Raw genomic sequence first — 18,805 nt, forward strand, 5'->3', positions numbered from 1 at the left:
CCGCTCACCCTCGTCGGAGCCTGCAAGCGTAGTGCAAGCGCCCTGCATCCGGACGGCGTGATCCTTGCCTGTGTCCACCGAGGACCCGTCGCCGGAACCGTGCCCAACCAACCAGACGGGCAGGACCCCCCATTCGGTTCCGGTACGACGGTGGGCACCTTCACTTTCACAGGCACCGCCAATCTGAGGGCGGTGGGGGTTGGGGGTAGTGCCAGCTCGACGTCTTCCCCCGTGTCGTCGAACTGGCGCTTCTTCTTGACTGGGGCTGGGGTTTTCCGTGAAGGCCTCCTTGAGGGAATCAGAGTCCCTCAAGGAGGCCTTCACGGCTTTTCGGCGTGATCACTTGACAGGCGCCGACGTCTGCCTGCACCCTTTCACTACTTAATTAGTGAAAGGGTGTTGCCGGTGGTCACCTTCCACTTGGACAAGGGTTCGGGCGTCGCGACGTACGTTCAGCTCGTCCAGCAGGTCAAGAACGCCCTCCGCCTGGGCTTGCTGGAGCCGGGGGACCGGCTGCCGACGGCGAAGGAAGTGGTCGCCGAGCTGGCGATCAATCCCAACACCGTCCTCAAGGCCTATCGCGAGCTGGAACGCGAAGGGCTCGTCGAGGGGAAGCCGGGCCTCGGCACCTTCGTCAAGAAGACGCTCGGAGGCGCTTCGTTCGCGGAGCGCACCCGCTTGCGGAAGAGTCTCGCAGTGTGGGTCCGCGACGCACGCGAATCGGGGCTGGATCAGGAAGACGTCGAGGCGCTGTTCACCTCGGTGGTGGTCGATGGCTTTCGAGGGGAGCGGACGGCATGACCGATGAACCCGTCATCGAGGCGACCGGACTCGGCAAGCGCTACCGCCGCAAGTGGGCGCTGCGCGACTGTTCCCTCGTCGTCCCGAAAGGGCGCGTCGTCGCGCTGGTCGGGCCCAACGGCGCGGGCAAGACGACCTTCCTGCACCTGGCCGTCGGACTGCTCGACGCGACCCTCGGCTCGGTCGCGATCCGGGGCACCGCCGCCTTCCTCGCGCAGGACAAGCCGTTGTACTCGGGCTTCAGCATCGCGGAGATGCTCAAGTTCGGCAGACGCCTGAACCCCGGATGGGACGACGAGTTCGCACTCAAGCGCATCGATTCACTCGGGCTTCCCTTGCGGCACAAGGTCGGCAAGCTCTCGGGCGGCCAGCGCGCGCAGGTGGCGCTCACCCTCGCCCTCGCGAAACGCCCGGACCTCCTGGTGCTCGACGAGCCGCTCGCGAACCTCGACCCGCTGGCCCGGCACGAGGTCATGCGGGGGTTGATGGAGGCGGTCGCCGAGACCGGGATGACCGTCCTGCTCTCGTCCCACGTCGTCTCCGATCTGGAGAACACCTGCGACTGGCTGATCGTCCTCAACGGCGGTCGTGTCCAGGTCAGCGGCGACATCGACGAACTCGTCGCCGGGCACCGGACCTTGGTCGGCCCCGCCGAGGAGGCCGACGCGCTGGCCAGGCGGGTCGCGATCGTGGACGAGGCCAGGGCGGGGAGGCAGGCGACCGTCTTCGCCCGCACCGAACCGGTCCCGCTGGGTCCACAGTGGACCGAACGGCCGGCGAACCTGGAGGAATTGGTGCTCGCCTACCTGCGGCGGCCCGAATCCGCGAGCCTGCCTCGCCCGACACTGGCTTCGGCGTAAGGGGGAACGATGCTCTGGCTCACCTGCCGTCAGCACCGGATGCAGCTGATGATCACCGCCGGTCTGCTCGTCGCCGTCGGAATCATCTTGCTGATCAACGGAAACGCCGCCGCGGACAGTCCGGCCCCGGCGAAGCTCTTCGCGGATCTGTACCAGTACCTCTCCTGGCTCCAGGTCGTCCCGGTCGCGATCGGCGTCTTCTGGGGCGCCCCGCTGGTCGCGGCCGAATTCGAACGCGGCACCACGAAACTCGCCTGGACCCAGTCGATCTCACGGTTCCACTGGCTCGGAGTGAAACTGGCCTTCCTCGCCGTTCTCGCCACCCTCGGCGGGCTCGCGTTCGGCGCGATGATGCAGCGCTGGGTGGAGGTCTTCCCGGCCGATCGCGGCGACACCGCCTTCACCAGCCGTTTCGACAACCCGGTCCTGTTCACGATGACCGGCGTCGCGCCGGGCGCGTGGTGGCTCTTCGGGTTCGTGCTCGGCACCGCCGCGGGCGCGCTCATCCGCAAGATCCTGCCCGCCATCGCCGTCACCATCGCGGTGTCGGTGGGCCTGATGATCGGCCTGAGCAACGTCCGTGACGGCTACGCGGAACCCCGGCTCGTCGCGCTGGGCGCGGAACCCGCGGGCCGGGTCGTCGAGATGGTCAGGGACGCCGCCGGCGAGATCTCCGCGCTCAAGGTCCTGCCCGCGGACTGGTACTGGCGCTTCCAGTGGACCGAAGCCGCGATCCTGACGGGCGTCTCGCTCCTGCTGGCCGTCGTCGCGACCTTCGCCATCCGCCGCCGCTCTTAGAAAGGGGTAAGTCAAATGTGGCGTGACCGAGCCTCTGCGGTGAAGGACCCCTTCGCTGGGTCAAGACAGAGAGGCGGCCTTCGCGGCGTGGTGCTGGACTGGCCGACAGGAGCCAGCCAGCTGCCCTCTGAGTGTCCACAAGGGACGCTTTCTGGTAGCGAAATGTCTGCTTCAAGGTCATACGCCCGGTTGGTGAGGGTGTCGTGAGTGGCAAGTAGGGTTCTAACCCTCTTTGCCACTCACGACCTCCTCGTCAAACCGCGCAAATCACCCAACTCGGGCACTGACACCTCGGAAAATGTCCCTTATGGACAGTCTGGAAGGTGTCTCGTCGGCGAGTCCCGCTCCTGACGCCAACTCCGGCACGCCACGTTTGCCTTACCCTCTATAGAAAGGCACAGCTTCTTGCTTTGGCTCACCTGGCGGCAGCACCGCACGCAGCTGCTCGTCACCCTCGGATTCCTCGCCGTGCTCGGCGGGATCCTGCTCTTGTCCGGAAAGGTCGCCGTCGACGCCGCGAACGGCAAGACCTCCTTGTACTGTCACGGCGGCGGCGTCCCGTGCCGTGAGTACGACGCGGGGCTGGAGGATCTCTATCAGAAGATCTACCCGCTCGTCGTGCTGGTACCGTTCGTTCCCTTGCTGGCAGGCGTCTTCTGGGGCGCGCCGCTGCTCGCCAGGGAGTACGAACGCAACACCCATCAGCTCGCGTGGACGCAGTCGGTCGGCCGCGGGCACTGGCTGGCCGTCAAGTTCGGTGTTCTGGCCGGATGCGCGATGCTGGCCGGACTCGCTTCGGGGCAGATGTTCGGCGCGTGGCTGGAAATGTTTCCTGGCAAGTCGGAGAGCTTCGCCGAGACGTCCTACTTCGGCGCGCTCGGTGTCGCGCCCGCCGCCTGGTGGCTGTTCGCCTTCGCTCTCGGTACGGCGGCTGGGGCGCTCGTGCGCAAGACCTTGCCCGCCATCGCGATCACGGTCGCGGTGTTCCTCGCGGCTTCGATCGCCTTGCTGCTGCTGAGGCCGCATTACGCCGAGCCGGTGCGCACGATCGGCGCGGATCCGGCCACGAAGGGGGCGCTGATCGTCAAGCTGGGCAGGGTCACGCCGGACGGCCGCGAGATGAGTTCGCTGGACGAAGTGCCCGGCTGCCCGCTGGGGCTGGGGAAGAACGCGTGCGCTCAGGCGGCGGGATATCAGGACTTCACCGTCTACCAGCCCATCAGCCGGTTCTGGCGGTTCCAGTGGACCGAGGCGGGCATCCTGCTCGCCGCGACCGCGGTGCTCGGGGGCGTCGCGGTAGGGGGCACGGTCCGCCGCCGTCGCTGAGACGGCGGTGGACCGGGGTGCTCAGTCGAGCTGAAGTTCGGGCCGGTACAGGTCGAACCAGTGGTAGAGGTCCAGCGCCCGGTCGATCCCGGAGCGCTGGGCCGACGACATCGTGGCCGGGTCCACTTCGGACACCCGGTGCAGCCAGTCGCGGTCCACCAGCTCGAACACCGGGTTGTCCCGTTCGGTCAAGGCCTCCTTGGCCTGCTGCTGCAACGCGGCCGCGTAGCCGGGGTCCTGAGTGGACGGATACGGGCTCTTGACCCTGTCCCGCACGGACGTCGGCAGCACGTGTTCGGTCGCGTGCCGCAGCAGGCTCTTTTCCCTGCCGTCGAACGTCTTCAGCGACCACGGCGTGTTGTAGACGTACTCGACGAGGCGGTGGTCGCAGAACGGCACCCGCACCTCGAGCCCGACGGCCATCGACGCCCGGTCCTTGCGGTCCAGCAGCATCCGCACGAACCGGCTCAGGTGCAGGTTGCAGACCGTGCGCATCTTGCGGTCCTGCTCGCTCTCGCCGTCGAGGTGCTCGACCTGGGCGACGGCGGTGGCGTACTGGTCGGCGATGTAGCCGGGCAGGTCCAGCTTCTCCTGGACCTCGCCGCGCAGGAGGGCGCCCCGCTCACTGGTGAGCCCCATCCGGAAGGCGAGCCAGGGGAACGTCCCCGAATTCACCGCGGCCTCGTCGTGGAACCAGCGGTATCCGCCGAAGACCTCGTCGGCGGATTCGCCGGACAGCGCCACCGTCGACTCGGCACGGATCGCCTTGAACAGCAGGTACAGCGAGGTGTCCATGTCCCCGAGCCCGGCCGGGATGTCCCGTGCGGCCAGCACCTTGCGGCGGACTTCGGGGTCGCTGAGCTCGGCCGGGTTCAGCACGACGTCCTTGTGGTCGGAGCCGACCAGCCGCGCGACATCGCGGATGTAGGGCGAGTCCGGGGTGTCCCGCACCTCGTCCGGCTGGAAGTTCTCCTCCTGGCCCTGGAAATCGACGGAGAACGTGCGCAGCCGCTCACCCTGTCCGGCCAGCCGCGCGGCGGCGAGACCGGTGACGGCGCTGGAATCGAGCCCGCCCGACAGCAGGACGCAGCGCGGGACGTCGGCGATCAGCTGGCGGTGCACGATGTCGGTCATCAGCTCGCGGACCCGTTCGACCGTGGTCTCCTGGTCGTCCGTGTGCTGTTTCGCGTCGAGCGTCCAGTACGTCCGCGTGCGGATGCCGGAGCGGTCGACGGTGACGATCGTGCCCGGTCCGACCTCGTGCATGCCCTTCCACAGCGACCAGCCGGGGGTCTTGGTCATGGCCATCAGCTCGCGCAGGCCGTCGGTGTCGACCACCTTGCGCGCCAAGGGATTCGCGAGGATCGCCTTCGGCTCGGAACCGAAGAGGACGCCGTCCGGGGTCGGGTAGTAGTAGAAGGGCTTGATGCCCATGCGGTCGCGGATCATCACGAGCTTCTCGTCGCGCTCGTCCCAGATCGCGAAGGCGTACATGCCGTTGAGGTGATCGACGACCTCGTCGCCCCACTCCAGGTAGCCGTGGAGCACGACCTCGGTGTCGCTGTCGGTCTCGAACCTGTGGCCGCGCTTGAGAAGTTCCTCGCGCAGCTCGGTGAAGTTGTACGCCTCGCCGCTGTAGACCATCGCGGCCAGCCCGGCTTCGGCCATCGGCTGCCTGCCGCCCGGCAGGTCGATGATCGCCAGCCGGCGGTGGCCCAGCGCCACGTTCGGCCGGATCCAGGTGCCCGAATCGTCCGGTCCGCGGCACGCCATGGTCGCGGTCATCGCGTCGACGACCTCACGGCGTTGGAGCAGGTCCGTATCGAAGGAGACCCATCCTGCGATTCCGCACATCGCTACCTCCCGGTGATTAGTTAGCGCATACAACTATCCGTAACACCGGTGTAACACGCTTCGTCGGGCTTGTCTGCCCGAATTGCACGCTCCGTCCGCAGTGCGTCACGGTCTGTGGGGCACGTCACCGGGCATCAAGAAGTCGTAAAGGCACCCGATCGGGGCATCAAGAGGCCGTCAGGCAGGGGCCACGATGGTCTGTACCAGGCGCAGTGTTGCGGGGTCCTGGTCACCGATGGGGTGACCTGTCCTGAGAGGTGCCTAGTGGCCGACTTGCTCTACGCCGTGCTCCTGATCGGCGTATTCGTGGTTCTCGCGCTGACCCTTCGCGGCCTGGAAAAGCTGTGACCGGCACGGGAACCGTGGCCAACGTCGTCGGCGGACTGCTGGCGCTGGGGCTGATCGTCTATTTGTTCATCGCACTGGTCAGGCCGGAGAAATTCTGATGTCAGACACCGCGGCCGGCCTCCTGCAGGCCGGCCTCCTCCTCGTCGCGCTCGCCGTGGTCTACCGGCCACTGGGCGATTACATGGCGCGGGTCTTCTCCACCGAGAAGCACACCAAGGCCGAACGCGGCCTGTACCGCCTGTTCCGGGTGAACCCCGGATCGGAACAGCACTGGAAGACCTACGCGTCCGCCGTGATCGGCTTCTCGTTCGTCTCCGTCGTGCTCCTGTACCTGCTTCAGCGGCTTCAGGCGATCCTGCCGTGGAGCCTGGGCAAGGAACCGGTCTCGCCGGCGGTCGCCTTCAACACCGCCGTCAGCTTCGTGACCAACACGAACTGGCAGTCCTACAGCCCCGAAGCGACCATGGGTCACTTCGTACAGATGGCCGGGCTGACCGTGCAGAACTTCCTGTCCGCGGCCGTCGGGATCGCGGTCGCCGTCGCGGTGGTCCGCGGTTTCGTCCGCTCGAAGACCGACCGCCTCGGCAACTTCTGGGTGGACCTGACGCGCGGCACGATCCGGATCCTGCTGCCGATCGCCTTCGTGGCGGCGATCGTGCTGATCGCGCTCGGCGTCGTGCAGAGCCTCAAGAGCGGCGTCGACGTCCTCAACCCGGACGGCAGCACGAGCAAGATCGCGCTCGCCCCCGCCGCGAGCCAGGAAGCCATCAAGGAACTCGGCACCAACGGCGGCGGCATCTTCAACGCCAACTCCTCGCACCCGTTCGAAAACCCGAACGCCTGGACCAACCTGATCGAGATCTTCCTGATCCTGGTCATCCCGGTCTCGCTCACCCGCACGTTCGGCAAGCTCGTCGGCAACACCAAACAGGGCTACGTCCTGCTGTCGGTGATGGCCGGGCTGTGGACCGCGATGCTCGCGGTGACCTGGCTGGCCGAAGCCAACGCGAGCGGGCCGGCGTCGCTGGCCGCCGGGGCGAACATGGAGGGCAAGGAACAGCGGTTCGGCATCGGCCTGAGTTCGCTGTTCGCCAACAGCACCACGGGCACGTCCACCGGCGCGGTCAACAGCATGCACGACAGCTACAGCGGGCTCGGCGGTGGCGGAACCCTGCTCAACATGCTGCTGGGCGAGATCTCGCCGGGCGGGGTGGGCACCGGTCTCTACGGCATCCTCGTGATGGCCGTGATCGCGATGTTCCTCGCCGGGCTGATGGTCGGCCGGACACCGGAATACCTGGGGAAGAAGCTCGGCAAACGCGAGGTCACCTGCGCGGCGGTCTCCATGCTCGCCATGCCGACGGTGGTGCTGCTCGGCGCCGGGATCGCGCTGATGAACCCCGGCAACCTGGCCGCCTTGAACAACCCGGGCGCCCATGGGCTTTCCGAGGTGCTCTACGCCTACGCGTCGGCGGGCAACAACAACGGCAGCGCGTTCGCGGGGATCACCGTCACCAACGACTGGTTCCAGTCCTCGCTCGGCGTCGCCATGCTGCTCGGCCGGTTCATCCCGATCCTCGCCGTGCTGTGCCTGGCCGGATCCCTTGCCTCGCAGAGGAAGGTTCCGGAGACCGCCGGCACGCTACCCACCACCGGACCGCTCTTCGGCACGATGCTCGCGGGCACGATCGTGCTCGTCGCGGCCCTCACCTTCATCCCGGCGCTCGCGCTCGGGCCCATAGCGGAAGCACTGGCATGAGTCACGGCACGCACCGAGACCACCACGCGCGCGTTGGTCGGCAGATCCCGCTATCGGGGCGGCAGGGCGCTATTACATCGGACTCGCGCTTCATCCGGAAACCGCGCTCTGGCGACGCGATCGCGGCCGCGCGCAAACTCGCGAAGGACACAGCACTCGCATGACCGCCACTCAAGAACGCACCCCTGAAGAGATAACGCAGCACCACGTGGAGAACACCGGCCGGGTCGGCGCGGGGATCTTCAGCCCGCGCCAGCTGCTGACCTCGCTCCCGGAGGCGCTGCGCAAGCTCAACCCCAAGCATCAGCTCGGGAACCCGGTCATGTTCGTGGTGTGGATCGGCTCGGCGCTGACCACGGTCTTCGCGATCACCGACCCGAGCGTGTTCACCATCCTCATCACGATCTGGCTGTGGTTCACCGTCCTGTTCGCGAACCTCGCCGAGGCCGTCGCGGAGGGCCGGGGCAAGGCGCAGGCGGAAACCCTGCGGCGCAGCAAGAAGGAGACCGTCGCGCGCCGTCTCACCGAGGACGGCGACGAGGAGACCGTGCCGGGCGCCGACCTGCGCGTCGGCGACCTCGTGGTCGTCGAGGCCGGACAGGTCATCCCGGGTGACGGCGACGTCGTCGAGGGCATCGCGACCGTCGACGAATCGGCCATCACCGGCGAGTCGGCCCCGGTCATCCGCGAATCGGGCGGCGACCGGTGCGCGGTCACCGGCGGCACCACGGTGCTCTCGGACCGCGTCGTCGTGAAGATCACCACCAAACCCGGTGAGTCCTTTGTGGACCGCATGATCGCTTTGGTGGAAGGCGCTTCCAGGCAGAAGACGCCGAACGAGATCGCGCTGACGATCCTGCTCTCGACGCTCACGATCATCTTCCTGCTCGCCGTGGTGGCCTTGCAGCCGATGGCGGGCTACTCCGGCAGTCAGCAGTCCGTGATCGTGCTGACCGCGTTGCTGGTCTGCCTGATCCCGACGACGATCGGCGCGCTGCTGTCCGCGATCGGCATCGCGGGGATGGACCGGCTGGTGCAGCGCAACGTGCTCGCCACGAGCGGTCGCGCGGTGGAGGCCGCCGGTGACGTCTCGACGCTGTTGCTGGACAAGACCGGCACGATCACCTTCGGCAACCGCAAGGCCACCGAGCTGATCCCGGTCGGTACCTCCACCGTGGGCGACATCGCCAAGGTGGCCAGGTTGTCCAGCCTCGCCGACGGCACGCCGGAAGGTCGCAGCATCGTCGAACTCGTCGCCAGGGAACACGGGCTCGCGGAAACGGCGTCCGACGACGAGAAGCTCGCGGACTTCGTCGAGTTCACCGCGCAGACCCGGATGAGCGGCATCGACATCGGCGAACGCCAGGTCCGCAAGGGCGCCACCGCGGCGGTGCGGGAGTGGGTCCGCGAACGCGGCGGCGAAATGCCGGACGAGACCGAACGCGTCGTCGACGAGATCAGCCAGCAGGGCGGGACCCCGCTGGTGGTCGCCGAGTACGACGGCGCGCAAGCGTTCGTGCGCGGCGTGATCCGGCTGTCCGATGTGGTCAAACCCGGGATGAAGGAGCGGTTCGTCCAGCTCCGCGCCATGGGCATCAAGACCGTCATGATCACCGGGGACAACCCGCTCACCGCGAAGGCCATCGCGCAGGACGCGGGCGTCGACGACTACCTCGCCGAAGCCAAGCCCGAAGACAAGATGGCGCTGATCAAGAAGGAACAGGAGGGCGGGCGGCTGGTCGCGATGACCGGCGACGGTACGAACGACGCCCCGGCGCTCGCGCAGTCCGACGTCGGCGTCGCGATGAACACCGGGACCTCCGCCGCCAAGGAGGCGGGGAACATGGTGGACCTCGACTCCGACCCGACGAAGCTGATCGAGATCGTGGAGATCGGCAAGCAGCTGCTGATCACCCGCGGCGCGCTGACCACCTTCAGCGTCGCCAACGACCTCGCGAAGTACTTCGCCATCCTGCCCGCGATGTTCACCGGTATCTTCGCCCAGCTCGGCGCGCTCAACGTCATGCAGCTGGCGACGCCGAAGTCGGCGATCCTCTCGGCGGTCATCTTCAACGCCCTGATCATCGTCGGGCTGATCCCGCTCGCCCTGCGCGGCGTCCGGTACAAGCCGTCGTCGGCCTCGGCGCTGCTGCGCCGGAACCTGCTGGTCTACGGCCTCGGCGGGATCGTCAGCCCGTTCCTCGGGATCTGGCTGATCGACCTGCTCGTCCGTCTCATCCCTGGAATCGGGTGACTCATGAACGCACTGCTGAAACAGACCCTCGCCGGGCTGCGTGTCCTGCTCGTCTTCACGGTCCTGCTGGGCGTGGTCTACCCGCTGGGTGTCTGGGCGATCTCCCGGATCCCCGGCCTCGAAGGCAACGCGGAAGGCTCGATCATCACCCAGGACGGGCAGGCCGTCGGCTCGGCCCTGATCGGCGTCGACCCGGTCGCCGCCGACCCGGCCAAGGACCCGTGGTTCCACAACCGCCCGTCCGCGGGCTCGAAGGACGTCCTCGGTCCCGGTGACCCGTCGTCGTCCGGCGCGTCGAACAAGGGCCCGTACAACGAAGACCTGGTCTCCGCGATCGGTGAGCGCAAGAAGCTCATCGCCGCCCGCGAGGGTGTCCAGGAGTCGCGGGTGCCCGCCGACGCGGTGACGGCGTCGAGTTCCGGGATGGACCCGGCGATCAGCGTCGCCTACGCCGACCTCCAGATCCCGCGAGTGGCCAGGAACACGGGCCTGTCCGAGGAGAAGGTCCGGCAGCTCGTGGCGGAGAACACGAGCGGCGCCGGGATCGGTGTGCCGGGCGTCAATGTGCTGAAGGTCAACTTGGCCGTGCGCGACGCGGCCGGAGGAGCACACTGACAGACGTGGACGAGAACACGACCAAGCCGCGCCGGGGTGAGCTGAGGATCTACCTCGGCGCGGCCCCGGGCGTCGGCAAGACCTACGCGATGCTCGGCGAGGCGCGGCGACGCCTCGATCGGGGCACCGACGTGGTCATCGGCCTGGTCGAGACGCACGGGCGGAAGAAGACCGCGGAACTCGTCGAAGGGCTGGAGACGGTGCCGCGCCGCCGGTCGGCGCACCGGGAGCACGAGTTCGAGGAGATGGACCTCGACGCGCTGCTCGCCCGCGCGCCCGAGGTCGCCGTGGTCGACGAACTCGCGCACACCAACGTGCCGGGTTCGCGCAACGAGAAGCGCTGGCAGGACATCGACGAACTCCTCGCCGCCGGGATCGACGTCCTCTCCACGGTGAACGTGCAGCATCTGCAGAGCCTCAACGACGTCGTCGAGCGGATCACCGGCGTCACCCAGCAGGAGACGGTGCCCGACGAGGTCGTGCGGCGGGCCGAACAGCTGGAGCTGGTGGACATCACGCCCGAAGCGCTGCGGCGGCGCCTGGCGCACGGCAACGTCTATCCGGCCGAGCGGATCGACGCCGCGCTCGGCAACTACTTCCGTCCCGGCAACCTCACCGCGCTGCGGGAACTCGCGCTGCTGTGGGTCGCCGACCAGGTGGACGTCGCGCTCCAGCGGTACCGGGCCGAGCAGAAGATCACCGACACGTGGGAAGCACGCGAACGGGTGGTCGTGTCCATCACCGGCGGACCGGAGAGCGAGACGCTCATCCGCCGCGCGAGCCGCATCGCGAACCGCGCGGGCGCCGAACTGCAGGTACTGCACATCCTGCGGGGTGACGGGCTCGCCGGGATGGGGCCGACGGCGGTCGGCAAGTACCGGAAGCTGGCCGAAGAGGTCGGCGCGACCTTCCACACCGTCGTCGGTGACGACGTGCCGACGGCGCTGCTCGACTTCGCGCGCGGGGTGAACGCGACCCAGCTGGTGGTCGGGACCTCGCGACGGTCACGCGTGGCGAGGCTGTTCGACGAGGGCATCGGCGCGGCCGTGGTCCAGCGGTCCGGCCCGATCGACGTCCACATGGTCACGCACGACGAAGCGGGCGGACGGCTGCGCGCCCGCTTCAACCGGAGCCCGCTTCCTTCCTCGCGGCGGCTGGCGGGCTGGGCGCTCGCCGTCGTCCTGCCCGTCTTGGCGACGTTGCTCGGCGTCATGCTGGAGGAGCAACTCGATTTTTCGACCGACGTGGTCGTCTACATGCTGGCGACGGTACTGGTCGCGCTCGCGGGCGGGCTCGGGCCCGCGCTGCTCGCGGCGGTGTTCTCGGCCGGTCTGCTGAACTTCTTCTTCACCCGGCCGCTGTACACCCTGACCGTCCACGAACCGCGGAACGTGATCACGCTGGTCGCGATGGTGCTGGTGGCGGTCCTCGTCGCGGCGGTCGTCGACACGGCCGCCCGGCGCGCGACACTGGCGGCGCGGGCGCGGACCGAGGCGGCGCTGCTCGCTTCCTATGCGCGGACGGTGCTCACGCACACCAACCCGATCGAGCGGCTGCTGGAGAAGGTCCGAGAGAACTTCGGCCTGACTTCGGTGACCCTGCTGGAAAAGCGGGACGGGAAGTGGAAACGGGTGGCGAACGCCGGCACGGACCCGTGCACCGACCCGGATCAGGCCGACGTCGACATCGCGGTCACCGCCGACGTCCACCTGACGCTGCGGGGCCGCGCGCTGCCCGCGTCGGACCGGGGAGTGCTGGAAGCCGTCGCCGGGCAGGCACTGCTCGCCCTGCGGCAGCAGCGGACGGCGAAGGCGGCCATCCGGGCCGAGCGCAAGGCCGAGGCGACCGAGCTCCGCACGGCCCTGCTGTCGGCCGTCGGACACGACCTCCGGACCCCGCTGACGTCCATCAAGGCGGCCAGCGGAAGCCTGCGAGCGACCGACATCTCACTGTCCGAAGAGGACACTGACGAGCTACTCGAAGCGATCGAGGAATCGGCGGACCGGCTGGCCGGGCTGATCGACAACCTGCTCGACTCATCCCGGCTGGCGACCGGCGCGGTGCGCCCGCACCTGCGCCCGGTCGGTTACGACGAGGTCGTCTCGCACGCCCTGTCCAATGTGGACAACTCGGCGTCGGTCGTCGTCGCGATCGACTCGCGGCTGCCGTCGGTCTGCGCCGATCCAGGCCTGCTGGAACGCGTGGTGGCGAACGTGATCGACAACGCGCTGCGGCACGGTGCTTCGGGCGAGCCGGTGTCGGCCCGCGCCAGCACGCATTCGAATCACGTCGAACTGCGCATCGTCGACCACGGGCGCGGGCTCAAGAAGGGCACCGCGGACTCGGCGTTCGCGCCGTTCCAGCGGCTCGGGGGAGACCGGGACAGCGTGCCCGGCGTGGGACTGGGGCTGTCGGTCGCCAAGGGGTTCACCGAGGCGATGGGCGGGCGGATCCGGGCGGAGGACACGCCAGGAGGCGGGCTCACCGTCGTCATCTCGCTGCCCGCATATGTTGGTCAGGATCCGGAAAAGAGCCTCCTCGCGTTCGACGACGAGGGCCTCGAGAACGAAGAGGAGGAGCGAGTGCGATGAGCGCAGACACCGCGTCGGCGACCGTGCTGGTCGTCGACGACGAACCGCAGATCGTGCGAGCCCTGCGGATCAACCTGTCCGCCCGCGGCTACAAGGTGATCACCGCGCACGACGGGACGGCCGCGCTGAAAGCCGTCGCCGAGACCAAACCCGACGTCGTCGTGCTCGACCTCGGCCTGCCCGATCTCGACGGCACCGAGGTGATCGCCGGGCTGCGCGGCTGGACGACCGTGCCGATCATCGTGCTGTCCGCGCGTGGCGACTCGGCCGACAAGGTGCAGGCCCTCGACGCCGGCGCCGACGACTACGTCACCAAACCCTTCGGCATGGACGAACTGCTGGCGCGGCTGCGGGCCGCCGTGCGCCGCTCGGCGTCGTCCGGTGTGGACGGTGCGGACGCGGTGGTGGACACGGGATCGTTCCGGATCGACCTCGCGGCGAAGAAGGTGCGCCGGGACGGCAAGGAAGTGCACCTCACCAAAACCGAATGGGGAGTGCTGGAGCTGCTGGTGCGCAACCGCGGCCGTCTGGTGGCGCAGAAGCAGCTGCTGCACGAGGTGTGGGGCCCGACCTACGAGACCGAGTCGCACTACCTGCGGGTGTATCTGGCGCAACTGCGGCGGAAACTGGAACCGGAACCCTCGCGGCCGCGGCACCTGCTGACGGAGCCGGGAATGGGGTACCGCTTCGAAGTGTGAGCCCGTTCGAATGGCGGCTGACGCGTTGCGAACCCTGCCGCAAAGTAGTGAAGGCCTCCTTCCCTACCCTCAAGGTAGGCAAGGAGGCCTTCACGACCCAAGGCTTACCGGGCGCTGCTCGTGGACGTGTCGGTGCCCGACGTGCTGGACCGGCCCGGCGTCGACTCGCTGGGGGCGCCGCTGGAGCTGGAGCCGCCACCCGGCGGGGCCGACGAGGTCTCCGGCGGGGTCGTCGTGGTCGGGGTCGTCTTCGGCGTCGTGGTCGTGGTGGTGGTCTTCGGCGGGGTCGTCGTGGTCGTGGTCGGCGGCAGGACCGTGGTGCCCGGGCCGGGACCAGGGCCGGGGCCCGGGTTCGGCGGGGGCGGGGTGACGACGCTCGTCGTCTCCTTGCCGTCCGCGCCGACCGAGGTCACCGTGGTCGGCGGCGCCGTCGAGCTGGAGGGCGCGCCCGGGGTCGGCGAGCCGCTGACGGTCATCGGGCCGCCGGGGACGGCGTTGCCCGGGACCAGCTGGACGCCGGCGGGGGCGATGCCCTGTCCGCCGCCGGGGACGCCGGTGCCGCCCGCGGTGGCGGAGACACCGGGGCCCGCGAGTTCGGCGATCGCGGCGAAGGCCGTCGCCACCACGAGGCCGCTGACGCCGAGTACGGCGTAGCCTGCGCGGTTGAGCTTGCCGGTGGCGCCGCGCGGCGGTGCCACGGACACGCGTGCGCTCGGATCAGACCCGTCGGGACGGGGCATGTGCTGGCTCCTCGGATGGGGGGCTTCGGGGAGTTCGGCTACCCGGGCGAGGTAGCCCGAAGTGGGGACCCGGCGCGGAGATTATCACCGCCGCTTCACCGTCTGCGAACTACAGCGAACGTTGTGTTCACCCTCCGCGTTCATCCGCATGGTGCACGATAGGGGACGTGAGTGAAGAAGTAACGCACACCAGGCTGACCGCGTGGGCGCACGGCCGGGTGCAGGGTGTCGGTTTCCGCTGGTGGACCCGCAGTAGGGCGCTTGAGCTGGGGTTGGTCGGCAGCGCGGCCAATCTGGCGGACGGGCGTGTCGAGGTGATAGCGGAGGGTGATCGTGAACACTGTGAGCGGCTTTTGGCCGCCTTGCGATCCGGGGAATCACCCGGAAGTGTGGATCACGTCGTCGAGCGGTGGTCGCCCGCGAAAGGCGGGCTTCGCGGGTTCGTGGAGCGCTGAAGCCCCGCGTCCCACGATCACCGTGAGCACACAGGTAGCCTGGGTCGATTGAAAGACCGGTTCCCGCAGCCAGAGGGGTCAGCACGACGTGCACCTGAAGAGCCTGACGCTCAAGGGCTTCAAGTCCTTCGCCTCGGCGACGACGTTGCGTTTCGAGCCGGGCATCACCTGTGTGGTCGGGCCGAACGGCTCCGGCAAGTCGAACGTCCTCGACGCGCTCCGCTGGGTCATGGGCACCCAGGGCGCGAAGGACCTGCGCGGCGGCAAGATGGAGGACGTCATCTTCGCCGGGACCGCCGGCCGTGCCCCGCTCGGGCGCGCCGAGGTCACCCTCACCATCGACAACGCCGACGGCGCGCTGCCCATCGAGTACTCCGAGGTCTCGATCACCCGCCGGATGTTCCGTGACGGCGCGAGCGAGTACGAAATCAATGGCGACCGCTGCCGCCTGATGGACGTGCAGGAACTGCTGTCGGACTCCGGTATCGGCCGCGAGATGCACGTCATCGTCGGGCAGGGGCAGCTTTCGGCGATCCTCGAATCGAAGCCCGAGGAGCGCCGCGCCTTCATCGAAGAGGCCGCCGGCGTCCTCAAGCACCGCAAGCGCAAGGAACAGACCCTGCGCAAGCTCGCGAACATGCAGGGCAACCTCGACCGCCTCGGCGACCTCACCACCGAGCTCCGCCGTCAGCTCAAACCACTGGGCAAGCAGGCCGAGATCGCCCGCAAGGCGCAGTGGGTGCAGTCCGAACTGCGCGACGCGCGGCTGCGGCTGTTCGCCCACGACCTGGTCACCCAGCGCGAAGGCATCGCCAAGGAAGAGGCGGACGAACGTGTCGCGCGTCAGCGGCGCTCCGAGGTCGAGCAGGCGCTGGAGATCGTCGCCGCCGAGGAGGCCGAGCTCGAAGCGTCGCTGGCCGAGGACGCGCCGAAGCTGGCCGCCGCACAGGAGACTTGGTACAAGCTTTCCGCCTTGACCGAGCGGTTGCGGGGCACCGTGCGGCTCGCGCTGGAGCGTCAGCGGCACCTGTCGTCCGACGTGCAGCAGGCGAGCACCGGCCGCGACCCCGACGAGCTGCTCGCCGAGGCCGAGCAGGTCGCCGAACGAGAGCAGGAGCTGAACGAGGCCGTCGCCGAGGCCCGGATGGTGCTTTCGGAGACCGTCCAGCGGCGCGAGCAGCTCGAACATCTCGTCCAGGCCGCCGAGCGCGCGCATATGGCCGCCGTCCGCGCGATCGCCGACCGCCGGGAAGGTCTCGCGAAGCTGTCCGGTCAGGTCGAGGCGCTGCGCAGCAAGAACGGCGCCACGTCCGACGAGATCGACCGGCTCACCGTGTCGCTCGAAGAGGCGGCCGAGCGGGCGGAGATCGCCGTCGAGGAGCTCGAAGAGGCCAAGGCCGCCGGTGGCGTCGAGGAATCCGACGACTCCGACCTGCAGGCCCATCACGACCGCGCCGTGGAGGCCAACAACGCCGCCAAGGCGCGGGTCGAGGAGCTGGTCAAGGCCGAGCGGGCCGCCGAACGTGAGATCGCGTCGGAGAAGGCCCGCGTGGAGGCGTTGTCGATGGGCCTGCGGCGCAAGGACGGTGCCGGGGCGCTGCTCGGCGCGCAGCACGAACTGCCGGGCCTGCTCGGTTCGGTCGCCGCGCTGCTCACCGTCGAAGCCGGCCACGAGGTCGCGCTGGCCGCGGCACTCGGCCCGGTCGCCGACGCGGTCGCGGTCAACGGTGGCGAAGACGCACTCGCCGCGCTGAAGTTCTTGAAGGACCACGACTCCGGGCGCGCGGGGATCCTGCTCGGCGGCCTGGAGTCCACTGTGGACACGAGCGGCTGGCCTTCGCTTCCCGAAGGCGCGCGCTGGGCGCGTGAAGTGGTCACCGCGCCGCCCGCGTTGCGGTCCGCCGTCGAGCACGCGCTCGATCGGGTGGCCATTGTGGACGGTCTGGAGTCGGCGCGCCGTCTCGTCGAGGTGTATCCCGAAGTCAGCACGGTCACGCCCGAAGGCGACGTCTTCGGCGCGCGCTGGGCGGTCGGTGGTTCCGCCCGCAGCGAGAGCGTCATCGAGGTGCAGGCCGCGGTCGACGAGGCGGGCGATCGGCTGAGCGCCGCCGAGCGCGCGCTGGAACGCACCGCCGCGGAACTCGAAGGCGCCCGCGCCGGACAGGCTGCCCGGCGCGAAGAGGTCGGCAGGGCCAAGGAAGCGCTCGGGGACGCGAAGGTCCGCAAGGCGCGCTCGTCCGAGCGGCTGAACCGGATGCAGCAGGCCGCGCGTGCCGCGCAGGCCGAAATGGACCGGCTGAGCAACCAGCGCGCCAAGGTCGAGCAGAGCCGCGAAGAGGCGCTGCGGCAGCTCGCCGAACTCGAAGAGCGGCTGGCCGCCGTCGCCGACCAGGAAGTCGACGAGGATCCGGACACCGCCGAGCGCGACCAGGCCGCCGAAGACCTCGGCACGGTCCGCCAGGAGGAGATGGAATCCCGGCTCGCGCTGCGTACCGCCGAGGAGCGCGCACGGAGCATCCAGGGCAAGGCCGAATCGCTCCGCCGGGCCGCGCACGCCGAGCGGCAGGCACGCGAACGCGCCGAAAAGTCCAGGGCCGCGCGGAAACGCGGCGCCGAGATCGCCAACGCGGTGGTCAACGGCGGCGAGATCGCGCTGGAGCGCATCGAGGTCTCCGTGCAGCGCGCCGCCCACGAACGGGACGAGGCGCAGGCGCAGCGGCAGTCGCGGGAGACCGCGCTGACCCAGGTCCGCAGCAAGGTCCGCGAGCTGACCGGTGAACTCGAGAAGCTCACCGACGCCGTCCACCGCGACGAGGTGCTGCGCGCCGAGCAGCGGCTGCGGCTGGAACAGCTCGAAACCAAGATCGCCGAAGACTTCGGCATCGGCCTCGAGGACCTCGTCACCGAGTACGGCCCGGACGTTCCCGTGCCGCCGAGCGCGGGGGAGATGGCCGAGTACGAGGCCGCCAAGGAACGCGGCGAGGACGTCACCCCGCCGCCGCCCATGCCGTTCGACCGCGACACCCAGGCCCGCCGGGCGAAGCGCGCGGAGAAGGACCTGAGCCTGCTGGGCAAGGTCAACCCGCTGGCGCTGGAGGAGTTCGCGGCGCTGGAAGAGCGCTACAAGTTCCTCTCGACCCAGCTCGAAGACCTCAAGGACACCCGCAAGGACCTCGAAGCCGTCATCAAGCAGGTCGACGAAAAGATCCTCGAGGTCTTCGCGTCGGCGTACGAGGATGTCGCGCGCGAATTCGAGACCGTGTTCGGCGTGCTGTTCCCGGGTGGCGAGGGGCGCATGGTGCTCACGCAGCCCAACGACCTGCTTTCCACCGGTGTCGACGTCGAAGCGCGCCCGCCGGGCAAGAAGGTCAAGCGGCTCTCGCTGCTCTCCGGTGGCGAGAAGTCGCTCGTCGCCGTCGGCATGCTGGTGGCGATCTTCCGCGCCCGGCCTTCGCCCTTCTACGTCATGGACGAGGTAGAGGCCGCGCTCGACGACACCAACATGCGGCGGCTGATCGGGCTGCTGGAGCAGCTGCGGGACTCGTCGCAGCTGATCATCATCACCCACCAGAAGCCGACCATGGAGATCGCCGACGCGCTGTACGGCGTTTCGATGCAGGGCGACGGCATCACGAAGGTGATCTCGCAGCGGCTGCGTACCTCCGAAGAGGACCCGGTTCCCGCTTAGCGCGTGCTATGAAAGGCC

General features: G+C 68.9%; 14 protein-coding genes. 13 read left to right on the plus strand and 1 reads right to left on the minus strand.

Annotated elements, in window-relative coordinates; genetic code table 11:
- Nucleotides 1-405 precede the first annotated feature (405 nt).
- The 4 genes from AC069I_RS11815 to AC069I_RS11830 all read left to right on the plus strand — a co-directional run bounded on the left by AC069I_RS11815 (nt 406) and on the right by AC069I_RS11830 (nt 3,785).
- A complete protein-coding gene (locus AC069I_RS11815; RefSeq protein ID WP_478225648.1) occupies nt 406-801 on the plus strand; it encodes a GntR family transcriptional regulator in 396 nt (131 codons plus the stop codon).
- Nucleotides 798-1,661, plus strand: coding sequence for an ABC transporter ATP-binding protein (locus tag AC069I_RS11820; RefSeq protein WP_478265400.1), 864 nt, complete (start codon nt 798-800; stop codon nt 1,659-1,661). Before AC069I_RS11815 ends, AC069I_RS11820 begins: the two co-directional genes overlap by 4 nt.
- 9 nt (nt 1,662-1,670) lie before the next feature.
- Nucleotides 1,671-2,459, plus strand: a complete 789-nt coding sequence (locus AC069I_RS11825) for an ABC transporter permease (RefSeq protein WP_478265401.1) — start codon at nt 1,671-1,673, stop codon at nt 2,457-2,459.
- A gap of 405 nt (nt 2,460-2,864) precedes the next feature.
- Complete coding sequence (locus AC069I_RS11830; protein WP_478265402.1) at nt 2,865-3,785, plus strand: ABC transporter permease; 921 nt, start codon at nt 2,865-2,867, stop codon at nt 3,783-3,785.
- A gap of 21 nt (nt 3,786-3,806) precedes the next feature.
- Here the strand turns inward: AC069I_RS11830 and asnB are convergent, their stop codons facing one another.
- Nucleotides 3,807-5,639: an asparagine synthase (glutamine-hydrolyzing) gene (gene asnB, locus AC069I_RS11835; protein ID WP_478265403.1), complete on the minus strand. Its 1,833-nt coding sequence runs from the start codon at nt 5,637-5,639 to the stop codon at nt 3,807-3,809.
- A 344-nt stretch (nt 5,640-5,983) separates the two neighbouring features.
- Here asnB and kdpF point away from each other — a divergent pair, with 344 nt between their 5' ends.
- From kdpF to smc, 9 genes are all read left to right on the plus strand, one after another.
- Nucleotides 5,984-6,085 (plus strand): K(+)-transporting ATPase subunit F, encoded by a 102-nt coding sequence (gene kdpF / locus AC069I_RS11840; RefSeq protein ID WP_020630647.1) that lies wholly within the window; start codon nt 5,984-5,986, stop codon nt 6,083-6,085.
- Nucleotides 6,085-7,746 (plus strand): potassium-transporting ATPase subunit KdpA, encoded by a 1,662-nt coding sequence (gene kdpA, locus AC069I_RS11845; RefSeq protein ID WP_478225643.1) that lies wholly within the window; start codon nt 6,085-6,087, stop codon nt 7,744-7,746. Before kdpF ends, kdpA begins: the two co-directional genes overlap by 1 nt.
- 160 nt (nt 7,747-7,906) lie before the next feature.
- Complete coding sequence (kdpB, locus tag AC069I_RS11850) at nt 7,907-10,000, plus strand: potassium-transporting ATPase subunit KdpB (protein WP_478231509.1); 2,094 nt, start codon at nt 7,907-7,909, stop codon at nt 9,998-10,000.
- Nucleotides 10,001-10,003: 3 nt separating this feature from the next.
- Complete coding sequence (locus AC069I_RS11855) at nt 10,004-10,615, plus strand: potassium-transporting ATPase subunit C (RefSeq protein WP_478225641.1); 612 nt, start codon at nt 10,004-10,006, stop codon at nt 10,613-10,615.
- A 5-nt stretch (nt 10,616-10,620) separates the two neighbouring features.
- The gene (locus AC069I_RS11860; RefSeq protein WP_478225640.1) at nt 10,621-13,206 is read left to right on the plus strand and encodes a DUF4118 domain-containing protein; all 2,586 of its coding nucleotides are present in this window, start codon (nt 10,621-10,623) and stop codon (nt 13,204-13,206) included.
- A complete protein-coding gene (locus AC069I_RS11865) occupies nt 13,203-13,904 on the plus strand; it encodes a response regulator (RefSeq protein ID WP_126733454.1) in 702 nt (233 codons plus the stop codon). The genes AC069I_RS11860 and AC069I_RS11865 overlap by 4 nt, the downstream gene beginning before the upstream one ends.
- Nucleotides 13,905-14,036: 132 nt before the next feature.
- Nucleotides 14,037-14,558 carry a hypothetical protein gene (locus AC069I_RS11870; protein WP_478265404.1) on the plus strand — a complete coding sequence of 174 codons (522 nt, stop codon included), beginning with the start codon at nt 14,037-14,039 and terminating at the stop codon, nt 14,556-14,558.
- A gap of 253 nt (nt 14,559-14,811) precedes the next feature.
- A complete protein-coding gene (locus AC069I_RS11875) occupies nt 14,812-15,099 on the plus strand; it encodes an acylphosphatase (RefSeq protein ID WP_478225638.1) in 288 nt (95 codons plus the stop codon).
- An 88-nt stretch (nt 15,100-15,187) separates the two neighbouring features.
- Complete coding sequence (gene smc, locus AC069I_RS11880) at nt 15,188-18,787, plus strand: chromosome segregation protein SMC (protein WP_478225637.1); 3,600 nt, start codon at nt 15,188-15,190, stop codon at nt 18,785-18,787.
- Nucleotides 18,788-18,805: the final 18 nt, after the last annotated feature.

The sequence above is a fragment of the Amycolatopsis sp. NPDC043885 genome, from assembly GCF_056435685.1.